The organism is Azospirillum sp. Sh1, assembly GCF_008365135.1.
Classification (GTDB): domain Bacteria; phylum Pseudomonadota; class Alphaproteobacteria; order Azospirillales; family Azospirillaceae; genus Azospirillum; species Azospirillum oryzae.
Map to the genome: position 1 here is coordinate 45,340 of NZ_VTTK01000019.1, position 12,402 is coordinate 57,741.

The 12,402-nt window shown below is 68.7% G+C and carries 13 protein-coding genes; 8 read left to right on the forward strand and 5 right to left on the reverse strand.

Features of this window, described 5'->3' with window-relative positions; all coding sequences use genetic code 11:
• Position 1: 1 nt before the first annotated feature.
• Positions 2-562: an ester cyclase gene (locus FZ029_RS19140; RefSeq protein ID WP_149271023.1), complete on the reverse strand. Its 561-nt coding sequence runs from the start codon at positions 560-562 to the stop codon at positions 2-4.
• 123 nt (positions 563-685) lie between these two features.
• Here FZ029_RS19140 and FZ029_RS19145 point away from each other — a divergent pair, with 123 nt between their 5' ends.
• Positions 686-1,603, forward strand: a complete 918-nt coding sequence (locus FZ029_RS19145) for a LysR family transcriptional regulator (protein ID WP_149271025.1) — start codon at positions 686-688, stop codon at positions 1,601-1,603.
• Positions 1,604-1,692: 89 nt separating this feature from the next.
• A complete protein-coding gene (locus FZ029_RS19150; protein WP_247892392.1) occupies positions 1,693-1,881 on the forward strand; it encodes a hypothetical protein in 189 nt (62 codons plus the stop codon).
• A 34-nt stretch (positions 1,882-1,915) separates the two neighbouring features.
• On the opposite strand, the gene bla is transcribed toward FZ029_RS19150, so the two are convergent.
• On the reverse strand, positions 1,916-2,821 hold the full coding sequence (gene bla, locus FZ029_RS19155; RefSeq protein ID WP_149271029.1) for a class A beta-lactamase: 906 nt from the start codon (positions 2,819-2,821) through the stop codon (positions 1,916-1,918).
• A 163-nt stretch (positions 2,822-2,984) separates the two neighbouring features.
• Between bla and FZ029_RS19160 the strand changes: the two genes are divergently transcribed.
• Both FZ029_RS19160 and FZ029_RS19165 read left to right on the forward strand, forming a co-directional pair.
• Positions 2,985-3,221, forward strand: a complete 237-nt coding sequence (locus tag FZ029_RS19160; protein WP_149271031.1) for a hypothetical protein — start codon at positions 2,985-2,987, stop codon at positions 3,219-3,221.
• 98 nt (positions 3,222-3,319) lie between these two features.
• Entirely contained in the window at positions 3,320-3,673 is a 354-nt protein-coding gene (locus tag FZ029_RS19165) for a metalloregulator ArsR/SmtB family transcription factor (RefSeq protein ID WP_149271032.1), read from the forward strand.
• Positions 3,674-3,820: 147 nt separating this feature from the next.
• Here FZ029_RS19165 and FZ029_RS19170 read toward each other — a convergent pair whose 3' ends face one another.
• Positions 3,821-7,111, reverse strand: coding sequence for an efflux RND transporter permease subunit (locus FZ029_RS19170; RefSeq protein WP_149271034.1), 3,291 nt, complete (start codon positions 7,109-7,111; stop codon positions 3,821-3,823).
• A complete protein-coding gene (locus FZ029_RS19175) occupies positions 7,111-8,166 on the reverse strand; it encodes an efflux RND transporter periplasmic adaptor subunit (RefSeq protein ID WP_149271035.1) in 1,056 nt (351 codons plus the stop codon). Before FZ029_RS19175 ends, FZ029_RS19170 begins: the two co-directional genes overlap by 1 nt.
• 70 nt (positions 8,167-8,236) lie before the next feature.
• On the opposite strand from FZ029_RS19175, the gene FZ029_RS19180 reads away from it, so the two are divergent.
• From FZ029_RS19180 to FZ029_RS19195, 4 genes are all read left to right on the forward strand, one after another.
• Entirely contained in the window at positions 8,237-8,584 is a 348-nt protein-coding gene (locus FZ029_RS19180) for a metalloregulator ArsR/SmtB family transcription factor (protein WP_149271037.1), read from the forward strand.
• A complete protein-coding gene (locus tag FZ029_RS19185) occupies positions 8,581-8,784 on the forward strand; it encodes a DUF2892 domain-containing protein (protein ID WP_149271039.1) in 204 nt (67 codons plus the stop codon). The genes FZ029_RS19180 and FZ029_RS19185 overlap by 4 nt, the downstream gene beginning before the upstream one ends.
• Before the next feature lie 104 nt (positions 8,785-8,888).
• The gene (locus FZ029_RS19190) at positions 8,889-10,178 is read left to right on the forward strand and encodes an FAD-dependent oxidoreductase (protein ID WP_149271041.1); all 1,290 of its coding nucleotides are present in this window, start codon (positions 8,889-8,891) and stop codon (positions 10,176-10,178) included.
• 117 nt (positions 10,179-10,295) lie between these two features.
• Positions 10,296-10,919, forward strand: coding sequence for a glutathione S-transferase family protein (locus tag FZ029_RS19195; protein ID WP_149271043.1), 624 nt, complete (start codon positions 10,296-10,298; stop codon positions 10,917-10,919).
• Positions 10,920-11,065: 146 nt separating this feature from the next.
• Here FZ029_RS19195 and FZ029_RS19200 read toward each other — a convergent pair whose 3' ends face one another.
• Complete coding sequence (locus tag FZ029_RS19200; protein WP_149271045.1) at positions 11,066-12,295, reverse strand: AMP-binding protein; 1,230 nt, start codon at positions 12,293-12,295, stop codon at positions 11,066-11,068.
• Positions 12,296-12,402: the final 107 nt, after the last annotated feature.

Here is a 12,402-nt window from a genome sequence, read left to right on the forward strand (position 1 = left end):
CTCACTGCTTGACGATGCCGAGCTGCCGCAGCAGCGTCAGGTTGTCTTCCAGATGCCAGTTCTCGGCAATGCGGCCGTCCGCGACGCGGTAAAGGTCGAAGGCCTGGAAATCGACCGTCTGGCCGTTGCCCTGGGCCTCGCCGAAGCTCCCGGTGAAGTGGCCGCGGAAGCGCAGATGCACCGCCACCCGGTCGCCGTCCGCCACCATGTCCTCGATCGCGGCGGTCAAATCGGGAACCGCGGCGCGGAAGGCGCGGGAGGCCTGCAGCGGCCCGTCGATGCCCTGCGGACGACCCGGCGGCAATGTGCGGTCGGTGAAGCCCGGCGCCAGCGCGGCGCGGGCAAAGGCTTCGTCCCCGCTGTTCCAGAAGGCGGCATAGCGGCGCGCGGCCAGCACGGTCGGCGATGCGGCATCGCCGGCCAGATGGGCGGGCTGCGGCAACGCCTCCGCCGCCGCTGTCGCTGGTCCCATCGGCACGGAAGCGGCGGCCAAAGCGATGAAAAGCGACAGCGCACCGCCGGCAATCCGCCGTCTTGTTCTGGTGGCGATCGGGTCTGTCATGGGAAAATCTCCGGAGGCCGGACGGCGTTTGCCATCCCTCTTGCCTTGAACCCGATTGTGTCCCTCGGCGCCCCGGCAGATAATCCCAGGAGTTTTTGACATATTGCCAATTGGAACTTGATAATGATCGCGCTCGACGACCTTCGCCTGCTGCTTGCCGTCGCGGAGCATGGCAACCTGTCGGCGGCGGCGCGGCAGCTCGGCCTGCTGCCGGCGACGGCGAGCGCCGCGCTGAAACGGATCGAGCAGGCGCTGGGCGCCCGCCTGTTCGAACGCTCGACGCGCAGCGTCCGCCCGACCGATGCCGGGGCCGCCTATCTCGCCAGTTGCCGGCAGGCTCTGGAACAGCTGGACGCGGCGGCCGAACGGCTGGCCGGGGACCGCAGCCGCTTCGCCGGGCCGGTGCGGTTGGCAGCGCCGTCGGACTTCGGCCGGACGGTCCTGCGCCCGTGGCTCGACGAATTCCATGACCGCCATCCGGCCATCCGCATCACCCTGCTGCTGGGCGATCATCTGGCCGACCTGCTGCGCGACGACCTCGACTGCGCGCTGCGCTATGGCGCCCTGCCGGATTCCGCCTTCGTCCGGCGGCGGATGGCGCCGTCGCGCCGGGTTCCGGTGGCCTCGCCCGCCTATCTGGAGGCGCACGGCACCCCCGCCGTGCCGGAGGATCTGCGCGGCCACCGCTGCCTCGTGCTGCTGCGCGGGCGGGAGCCGCTGAACCGCTGGCGCTTCGCCGGGCCGGCGGGCGAACGCAGCATCGTCGTGGAGGCCGACCGTGCCACCGACGACGGCGCCGTGCTGCGCGACTGGGCGCTGGCGGGCTGCGGCATCGCCCACAAATCCTGGCTGGATGTCGCGGCCGATGTCACCGCCGGACGCCTGCGCCCGCTGCTGACGGACTGGAGCGACGAGGACACCCCGCTCCAGCTCCTGTTCGCCTCCGGCCGCCGCCGCCCCTTGCGGGTCGACGCGCTGGCCGACCATCTGGCCGGCCGGATCGCCGCCTATGCCGCCGCCCATCCATTTTCCGCCCGCTGACGAGACTCGACCATCGGTGGCCTTGCAACCTTGTTCCTCGCCGGTGCATGATCGGCGGCGAAGGTCGCAAGGTCGGCCATGAGGTTCGGATGTTCAGCGTCAGCCAGGATGAAGCCGCCGCAATCCAGAAGGCGTTTCACGAGAGCGGCGAGTGGGCGGCGGTCGCCGAGTTGCGGCGGCATTTTCACATTCAGGACAATGTGAACGCCCTGAACGCCGTGCGGTCCATCGTGCGATGGGCGCAGCAGCCGCAGCAGGCGCCGGCATCTCCCGCCTGACCCGACCCGCCTGCCCCGGCCCGCTTAAAAGGCCTCAACCGATCAGGCCGGCCACCGTCCGCGCCACCTCGGCATGGATGGAGTCCTGCTGCTTGAAGCCCTCCGCCGTCTGGGTCAGGTAGCAGGCGACCAGCAGCGGCGCACGGCCCTCCGGCCAGACGATGGCGATGTCGTTGGCGGTGCCGTTGGTGCCGGTCCCCGTCTTGTCCCCCACCCGCCAGCCGGCCGGCAGCCCGGCGCGCAGGCGCTTGTCGCCGGTCTTGTTGGCGACCATCCAGTCGATCAGCTGCCGGCGGGAGTCCGGCCGCAGCACGTCGCCGACCAGGATCCGCTCCATGCTTCGCACCATGGCGGCCGGCGTGGTGGTGTCGCGCGGATCGCCGGGGATGGCGGTGTTCAGCGTCGGTTCGTTGCGGTCCAGCCGGGTGGTCCTGTCGCCGATGCCCCGCATGAAGGCGGTGAGGCCGGCCGGATTGCCGATGCCCGGCAGCAGCAGGTTGGCCGCGACATTGTCGCTGAGCGTCATCGCCGCCTCGCACAGCTCGGCCACCGTCGGCGGCGTGCCGTTCAGCCGGGTTTCGGCGAAGGGCGCATAGGGCACCAGATCGGCCTTGGTCACCGGAATCCGCCGGTCCAGGCGGTCCTTGCCCTGGTCCACCGTCTTCAGGACGGCGGCAGCCAATAGAAATTTGAAGGTGCTGCACATCGGGAACCGCTCGTCCCCGCGCCAGCCATGCAGCTTGCCGTTTGCGGTATCGAGCACCGCGACACCGAGCCGGCCGCCGCTGCGCGCCTCCAGCTCCGTCATCTTCCCGGCCAGCGCATCGCTGTTAGACGCGTTGCCGGCCTTGTTTTTGCTGCTTTCCGCAGCCTGCGCCCCGGCCGCCGACAGCAGCAGAACCCCGCCCGTCGCCGCCAGGAATTCCCGTCTTCCGATCATCTCCAACCCCGTTTTCCGCTGTTGCGATGGCCGGACGATAGAAAGCCGGGGGTGCGCGAACAAACGAGCTTTCCTCGCGGAAGACCAAAATTAAACTTATGCCTTGCTTCGGCAGCCCCGTGGCAGGCTATGGGCCGCTACGGATGTGGGAGGGAGCAGACGGATGCCTTTGCGTCAGGAGATGGAAACGGACCGCTTCGAGGCGACGGCCGAGGACGGCAGCATCCATGCCGTGGTCGAGACGACCAGCTTCATCCAGATGGTGACTTTCCGCGGCCCGGCCGGTTGGGTTCCGGAAGGCAAGAGCTATCGCCTGGACGGCGGCGAGGCGGTGGAGCCGATGCCGGACGGCGGCTTCCGCATCGCCGCGTCGGGGCTGTCGCTGCGGCGGATCGGCTGAGTCGCCATGCGGCCGACAAATCCCTTGAACCGGTGGGGACAGCAGGTATTTTAGATTAAGCTAATTTTGCGATTTCCGGTATCAGGATGGTCCAGGCGATGACCTCAACGCTGGGCGACTCAACTCTCAACTCCTCCGATTTCGGGGCTGCCGATTTCGAAGCGCGCGCCGCGGAGGCGGAAGGCTTCCTGCGATCCATCGCCAGCCGGCACCGGCTGATGATCCTGTGCAGCCTCCTGGAGGGCGAGAAGCAGGTGGGCGAGCTGGTGCGCCGCCTCGGCCTGTCGCAATCCAACCTGTCCCAGCATCTCGCCAAGCTGCGCGAGGAGGGGCTGGTCGCCACCCGCCGGCAGGGCACCGCGATCCATTACCGCATCGGCTCCGACCGGGTGCGCCCGATCCTGGGCGACCTCTACCACCTGTTCTGCGCGTCCGGCGATTCAGCGCCGTAAGAGCCTCCCTCTCCCGCCCCGGGAGAGGGAAGGGTGAGGGGTGGCGCAAGAATCCCGAATCGCATGGTTACTTGGACTCCCCCTCACCCTCCCCACTTCGTGGGTCCCCTCCCTCTCCCGGGGCGGGAGAGGGCGATTGTGGCCACCTCACGTCCCGACCAGTTCCCCCGCCACCATTTTTTCACGCGGACTCTCCGCCGTCTCCCCCCGCTGCGGCGGCAGGGTGGGCGCGTCGCCGCGCAGCACGACGTAGATGGCCGGGATCACCAGCACGGTCAGCAGCGTGGAGCTGAGCAGCCCGAACAGCAGCGAGATCGCCAGCCCCTGGAAGATCGGGTCGGTCAGGATGAAGGCGGCGCCGATCATCGCGGCGACCGCCGTCAGCAGGATCGGCTTGAAGCGGATCGCCCCGGCCTCCAGCACCGCATCAAACACGCTCATCCCACGCTCGCGCAGATGGCGGATGAAGTCCACCAGCAGGATGGAGTTGCGGACGATGATGCCGGCCAGCGCGATGAAACCGATCATCGAGGTCGCGGTGAAGGCCGCGCCGAACAGCCAATGGCCGAGAACGATGCCGATCAGCGTCAGCGGCACCGGCACCAGGATCACCAGCGGAAGCTTGAAGCTGCCGAACTGGCCGACCACCAGCAGATAGATGCCGAGGATCGCCACGCCGAAGGCCGCCCCCATGTCGCGGAAGGTGACATATGTGATCTCCCATTCGCCCTCCCACAGCAGCGCCGGCTTGCTCTGGTCCTCCGGCTGCCCGTGCAGCAGGATCTCCGGCTCCGCACCCAGTCCGGCGGCCTTCCAGTCGACCGTTTTCAAGCGGTCCTGCACCGCCAGCATGCCGTAGATCGGCGCCTCGAACCGGCCGGCGAGGTCGGCCATCACCATCTCGGCATAGCGGCCATTGCGGCGGAACAGCGGGTAGGAGGCCGGCTCCCGCGTCATGGTGACGAGGTCGCCCAGTTCTACGGTTCCGCGCGCCCCCGGCACCGGGGTGGCGAGGATGCGTTCGGACAGGAACAGGCCGGATTTCGGCAGCTGCACCGCGATCTCGATGGGATTGCGCCCGGCGCCGCGGTGGGAATAGCCGACCGGCACGCCGCCGACCAGCGCCTGCAGCGTGTCGTAGACCGCCTGTTCCTCGACGCCGTTGAACTCCAGGCTTTCATGGTCGAGCGCGAAGCGCAGCCGCTCGCCGGGCGGACGGACGGTGTTGTCGACGTCGACGATGAAGTCGACGCTGCGGAAGGCGTCCTCGACGACGTGCGCCGCCTTCTGCCGCGTCGCCGCGTCGGGGCCATAGACCTCGACCAGCAGGGTGGAGAGCACCGGCGGGCCGGGCGGCACTTCGACCACCTTGACCGTCGTGCCGTCCGGCACCGCCACGGATTTCAGCCGGGCGCGGACGTCGAGCGCGATCTCGTGGCTGCTGCGGCTGCGCTCGCCCTTCGGCGCGAGGTTCACCTGCAGGTCGCCCTGCTCCGGCTGGTCGCGCAGGTAGTAATGCCGGACCAGACCATTGAAGTTGAAGGGAGAGGCGGTGCCGCTATAGGCCTGGACGCTCTCCAGTTCCGGCAGATCGGCGATCGCCCGTGCCGCGGTCAGCAGCACGCGCTCGGTCTCCTCCGGCGAGGCGCCGTGCGGCAGATCGACGACGACCTGCAGTTCCGACTTGTTGTCGAAGGGCAGCAGCTTCACCGCCACGTCCTTGGTGTAGAACAGCGTGGTCGAGGCGAGCGTCGCGACGCCGACCACCAGCAGGAAGGTCCAGGCCCGCCGCTTGCTGCGGATCAGCGGGCGCGCCACCGCGAGATACATCCGCCCAAGGGCGCCGCCGCCCTCATGGCCGCCATCTCCATGCCCCGCAGCCCCATGCCCCGCAGCCGGCGTCTCGCCGGGCCGCAGCTTCACCATCAGCCAGGGCGTCAGCACCATGGCGACGAAGAAGCTGAACACCATCGCCGCGGAGGCGTTGGCCGGGATCGGGCTCATGTACGGCCCCATCAGGCCGGACACGAACATCATCGGCAACAGGGCGGCGATGACGGTCAGCGTGGCGACGATGGTGGGGTTGCCGACCTCGGCCACCGCCTCGATGGCGGCCTGCGCCTTGGACCGGCCGTCCTTCATGCTCCAGTGGCGGTCGATGTTCTCGACCACGACGATGGCGTCGTCCACCAGGATGCCGATGGAGAAGATCAGCGCGAACAGGCTGACCCGGTTGATGGTGTAGCCCATCAGCCAGGACGCGAACATGGTCAGCAGGATGGTGGTCGGGATGACGATCAGCGTCACGATGCCCTCGCGCCAGCCGATGGCCAGCACGATCAGCGCGACGATGGTGACGGTGGCGAGCGCCAGATGGAACAGCAGCTCGTTCACCTTCTCGTTGGCGGTCTCGCCGTAATTGCGGGTGACGGTCAGCGTCAGGCCCTTCGGCAGCGACTCCGTCTCGATGGCGTGGACACGCTCCAGCACGCGCTCGGCGATGGTAACGGCGTTGGCGCCGGCCCGCTTGGCGATGGCGAGGGTGACGGCCGGCGTGCGGACCAGCCCGCCCTTGCCGTCCGGCATCATCGTCCAGGCCATACTGTCGTCGGGCCGCGAGCCGACGACGATGTCGGCCACGTCCTTGACATAGACCGGGCGTCCGTCGCGGGTGGTCACCAGCAGCAGGCCGATGTCGGCGGTGCCCTGCAAGGTCTGGCCCGCCACCACCGGCAGGCTGCCGCCCTGCGCCCGCACCGATCCGACGATGAAGGACCGGTTGGCATTCTTCACCTTGTCGACCAGCTGGTTCAGCGTCACCCCGAACAGCGCCAGCTTTTCCGGGTCCGGCTCCACCCGGATCTGGTCGGGCCGGCCGCCGACGATATAACTCTTGCCGACATCCTCGACCTGGACCAGCTGGGCCAGCAGTTCGTCGGCGACGCCGTGCAGCGCGGTGTCGGTCCAGCGCCCCGCCTCGTCCGGCTTGGGCGCCAGCGTCAGGGTCAGGATCGCCACGTCGTTGATGCCGCGCCCGACGATCAGCGGTTCGGGAATGCCGAGCGGGATGCGGTTCATGTTGGCGCGCACCTTCTCGTGCACGCGCAGGATGGCGTCGTCGGACGAGGTGCCGACCAGGAAGCGGGCGGTCACCACCACCCGGTCGTCCATGGTCTGGCTATAGGTGTGCTCGACCCCGTCGATGCCCTTGACGATCTCCTCCAGCGGCTTGGTCACCAGCTCGACCGCGTCGTCCGCCTTCAGCCCGTCGGCGCGGACAAGGATGTCGACCATCGGCACGCTGATCTGCGGTTCCTCCTCGCGCGGCAGCGACATCAGGGCGACGGCGCCGACCACCAGCGAGGCCAGCAGCAGCAGGGGGGTCAGGGGCGAGCGGATGAAGGTCCGCGTCAACACCCCGGAAATGCCGAGCTTCATCACACGCCCTCCGGCCGGACGATCACGTCGCCCGGCTTCAATCCCGACAGCACCTCGATCCCGCCGGGCTGGCCGTCGAGCGCGGGGATCGGTCCGCCGACCTGGACCGGCGTTTCGGTGCCGTCGGCCAGCCGCAGGAAATCGGTGCCGAAGCGGCGGACGATCCAGTCCGGCGGCACCACGATGGCCTGCCGCGTGCCGGTCGCCACATAGACGCGCACCCGTTCGCCGACGAAGAAATCGCCCAGCCCGGTGACGGTGGCGTCGGCGACCACCTGCCCGCCCGACAGCTCCGGATAGACCTGCCGCACCGTGCCGCGTTTCAGCGCCGTCTCACCAATTGGCGCTGTTGCCTGCGGAGTGGCCGGCGCCAGCCCGCGGTTGCCGACCAGCACCGGGTCGCCTTCATGCATGAAGCGGGCATGGCGCTCCGGCAGGTGCAGGCGCAGCACATAGGTCTCCGTGGCGATGCTCGCCACCGTCTCGCCGGGAACCACCACCGCGCCGTCGATGACCTTGACCTGCAGGATGCGGCCGTTGGCCGGGGCCAGCACCTCCCCCTCGCGCAGCTGCTGCTCGACCACCGCCCGCTCCGCCTTCATTGCGGCGATCTGGGCGCGGGCGACGTCCACCGCCGACTGCGCGTCGTCCAACCGCTGCTGCGTGCCCGTCCCGCTCGCGCGCAGGCGCTGCGCCCGGTCCAGCTCCAGTTCGGCCTGATGCTGCTGCGCCTGCAAAGCCTGGATGCGGGCGTCCAGCGAGACGATCTGCAGGGGCAGCTTCGGGTCGCGGACGGTGGCCAGCAGCTGGCCGGTGGTGACCTTGTCCCCCTCCTTCACCTTCAGCTCGGCGATGGTGCCGCCGATGCGGGTGCGGGCCAGCGTCTCGTGAACGCTTTCCACCGTGGCGAAGACGGCCTTCAGATCCTCCACCGGGCGGGGCTGGATGGTGATGCTGGCCGGCTGCTGGGCGCGCGACACCGAAGGAAACGCCACCGACAGAAGGGCCAGTGCGAGCGGGGCCACCAGAAGGGCTGGAAAGGGTCGACGGGACATTGGGGCCACCTTGAACGGAAGGGACGGACGCCTGTTGACCTTTAATTTAGAATACTCTAATTTAGTGTCAATGAATGATTCGGATGGCCGCCATATCCGCTCCGCGGCGCGCCTGCTGAAGGCGATCGCCAACGAACGGCGCCTTTCCATCCTCTGCCATCTGGCGCACGGGGAGATGTGCGTCGGCGCGCTCGTGGCCGCCATCGGTCTCAGCCAATCGGCCCTGTCGCAGCATCTGGCCCGGCTGCGCGCCGACGGCCTCGTCAGCACCCGGCGCGTTGGGCATTCGATCGTCTACGCGCTGGCAAGTGCCGAGGCCGCCACGGTGATCGGCGTGCTGCAGGGCCTCTATTGCGACGGGCCGCCGCCGGACCATGCGTCGGCACCCCCTTCTTCTTCAGCGGAGACACGGACATGAGCATCGATCGTATCGTGATGGCCTTCGCCGGGACCATGATCCTGGTCAGTCTGGCGCTGTCGCAACTGCATAGCCCGCAGTGGCTCTGGCTGACCGCCTTCGTCGGCGCCAACCTGCTGCAGGCCTCCTTCACCCGCTTCTGCCCGCTGGCAATGATCCTGAAGCGGCTGGGCGCGCGCTCCGGCGTCGCCTTCTCCTGAGGGAGCGGCGGCGCTCTTCACCCCAAAACGGCAAAGGCCCGGCGGTGACCCGGATGCGGTGACCGACAAGAAGGCCCCGACGAACCAGGAGAGGAAACACAGCTATGGCGCATATCGTCGTCCTCGGCGCGGGCATCGGCGGCATCCCGATGGCCTACGAGATGAAGGAGCTGGCACGGCCGGGCGACCGGATCACCGTCGTGTCGAACAGCGACAGCTTCCAGTTCGTGCCGTCCAACCCCTGGGTGGCCGTGGGCTGGCGCAAGCGGGAGGACATCACCGTCCCGCTTGCCGAACCCTTCGCCCGCAAGGGCATCGCCTTCACCCCCGTCGGCTGCCGCCAGGTGCGGCCTGAGGAGAACCGGCTGGAGCTGAACGACGGCACCAGCCTCGACTACGACCAACTGGTGATCGCCACCGGTCCCGAGCTTGCCTTCGACGAGATCGAGGGTTTCGGTCCGCGGGCCAACACCATCTCCATCTGCCATGTCGACCATGCGGTGGAGGCGGCCGAGCGGTGGGAGGCCTTCTGCCGCGACCCCGGCCCGCTGGTGATCGGCGCCGTGCAGGGCGCCTCCTGCTTCGGCCCGGCCTACGAATTCGCGATGATCGCCGATGCCGACCTGCGGCGCCGGAAGATCCGCCACAAGGTCCCGATCACCTTCATCAGTTCGGAGCCCTATGTCGGCCATCTCGGGCTGGGCGGCGTCGGCGACACCAAGGGGCTGCTGGAATCGGCGCTGCGCGAGCGTCACATCAAGTGGATCGTCAACGCCCGCACCGACCGCTTCACCCCCGACGCCGTGCATGTCACGGAGATGGACGAGAACGGCCGGGAGAAGACGGCGCATGTGGTCGAAAGCCGCCTGACCATGATGCTGCCGGCCTTCCGCGGCATCGCCGCCCTGCGCGGTGTGGAGGGGCTGGTCAACCCGCGCGGCTTCGTCCTGGCCGACAAGCACCAGCGCAACCCGACCCACCGCAACGTCTTCGGCGTCGGCGTCTGCATCGCCATCCCGCCGGTGGAAAAGACGCCGGTGCCGGTCGGCGTGCCGAAGACCGGCTATATGATCGAAACGATGGTCACCGCCGCCGCCCGCAATGTCCGCTCCCTGCTCGACGGCAAGGAGCCGGTGGAGGAAGCGACCTGGAGCGCGCTGTGCCTCGCCGATTTCGGCGACAGCGGCGTCGCCTTCATCGCCATGCCGCAGATTCCGCCGCGCAACGTCAACTGGTCGTCGCATGGACGCTGGGTCCATTTCGCCAAGATCGGGTTCGAGCGCTATTTCCTGCGCAAGGTCCGCAAGGGCATCAGCGAACCGGTGTACGAACGCTATGTGCTGAAGCTGCTCGGCGTGAAGCGGGTGCAGGAACCGGCGACCACCGACGTGTGATGCCGAGAGGAAGTGGGCGCGGTTTCCGCTGGCGCGGCCATGGCGGTTGAGGCCATGCTCCCGGAAATGCCGGACACCGGTCGATCCGGTGTCCGAACTTCAGGGAGACAGAGCATCGTGACCGCGCCCTTCATCCTCTACGGCAACGTGAATTCCCAGCCCGCGACCCGCATCGCGCTGTTCTTCCGGCTGGGCAACATTCCGTTCCAGTACCGCCATGTCGATCTGCGCAACGGCCAGCAGAAATCGCCCGAGTATCAGGCGATCAACCGCTTCGGCCGGGTGCCGACGCTGGTGCATGGCGACCGGTCGATTTCCGAATCCAGCGTGATCCTGCAATATCTGGCCGAACAGACCGGCCAGTTCGGCGGCCGTGACGATCTCGAAAAGATCCGCCTCGCCGAATGGCTGAGCTGGCTGGCCGACGTGCTGCTGCCGGTCCAGCGCGCCCGCGCCGTGCGCAAGTTCAACGGCGACGCCAACGCCCTGCCCTGGATCGACGCCTCGGCGGCCAGCGGCATGAAGCTGTTCGACCAGCATCTGGCCGGCCGCAGCTTCATCGAGGGCGAGCGGCTGACCATCGCCGACATCTTCGCCTTCCCCTGGATCGACCTGCTGACTGAATCGGGGATCGACGCCAAGGACTACCCCAATGTCCGGGCCTGGGCCGACCGCTTCCGCGCCCAGCCGGGCTACAAGCCGCAGTACGAGCTGATGCCGCAGGCGGACGCGGAGTGCTGAGAAAGGTTGTTGCGGCGGGTGCCCCCTCCCCATCCCTCCCCCACCTTCGGTGGGAGAGGGGGCAGGAGCTTTGTGGGAGTGCGGCGGCGGTCCCCTCTCCCGCGTTAGCGGGGGAGGGTTAGGGTGGGGGCACCCGCCGCGGCCACTCACCCCCGCATGTCGTCGATCACCTTGCCGTCGTTCGCCAGGCTCCCCGGCGCCACGAACTCCACCGTCCCCTTCAGCTTGGTCACCGACGCCAGCGTCTCGCGGATGGCGGCGGCCAAGCCCTCCCCGCTTTCTTCCGCCTCGCAGCGCAGCGTCATCGTGTCGCTGGCATCCTGCCGCCCCACCACCAGACGGGCGCGGCCGATCTGGGGGTGTCGGCGCAGCACCTCCGCCACCTGGGACGGGTGGACGAACATGCCCTTGACCTTGGTGGTCTGGTCGGCGCGGCCCATCCAGCCCTTCAGCCGCATGTTGGTCCGGCCGCAGGGGCTGGTCCCCGGCAGCACCGCCGACAGGTCGCCGGTGGCGAAGCGGATCAGCGGATAGGCCGGGTTGAAGATGGTCACCACCACCTCGCCGACCTCGCCGTCGGGAACCGGGTCGCCGGTGCCGGGGCGGACGATCTCCACGATGCAGCCCTCGTTCACCACCAGCCCGGAGCGCGCCTCCGTCTCATAGGCGACGATGCCGAGATCCGCGGTGCCGTAGCACTGGTAGACCTCCAGCCCGCGCGCCTCGTAGAAGGCGCGGGCGTCTGGCAGATAGGGACCGCCCGACACGCTGGCGATGCGGATCGACGACACGTCCAGCCCCAGCGCGTCGCCCTTCTCCAGGATGATCTTCAGGAAGTCGGGCGTGCCGATATAGCCGCGCGGCTTCAGGCTGGCGACGACCTGGGCCTGCATCTCGGTGTTGCCGGTGCCGGCGGGAATGACGGCGCAGCCGACGGCGTGCGCCCCGGTCTCGAACATCGAACCGGCGGGGGTCAGGTGATAGGCGAAGCAGTTGTGGGCGAGGTCGCCGGCGCGGAAGCCGGCGGCGAACAGCGCGCGGGCGCTGCGCCAGGGATCGACGCCATGCGGCTCCGGATCGTGGATCGGACCGGGGGAGGCGAAGACGCGGGCCAGCCGCCCGACCTCCACCGCAGCCAGACCGCCGAAGGGCGGGTGCGCCTGCTGCAGCGCGATCAGGTCGGACTTCCGCGTCACCGGCAGGGTGGCCAGCGCGTTGCGGTCGTGGATCGACGCCGGGTCGATGTCGGCCAGCAGCTGGCGGAAATAGGGCGCCGCGTCCTTGGCATGGTGCAGATGGACGGGCAGCGCCGCGAACTGCTCGGCCTCGCGCCGGTCGGAGGAACGGGTTTCGAGGTCGTCGTAGAAATCGGTCATGGTCGTTCGTCCGTTCAGGGGTCGGCCGATCATCGCCAGTTTTGCCCCCTCCCCATCCCTCCCCCGCTCCGCGGGAGAGGGGGCAGGACGCTCGCAGGAGTGTCGCA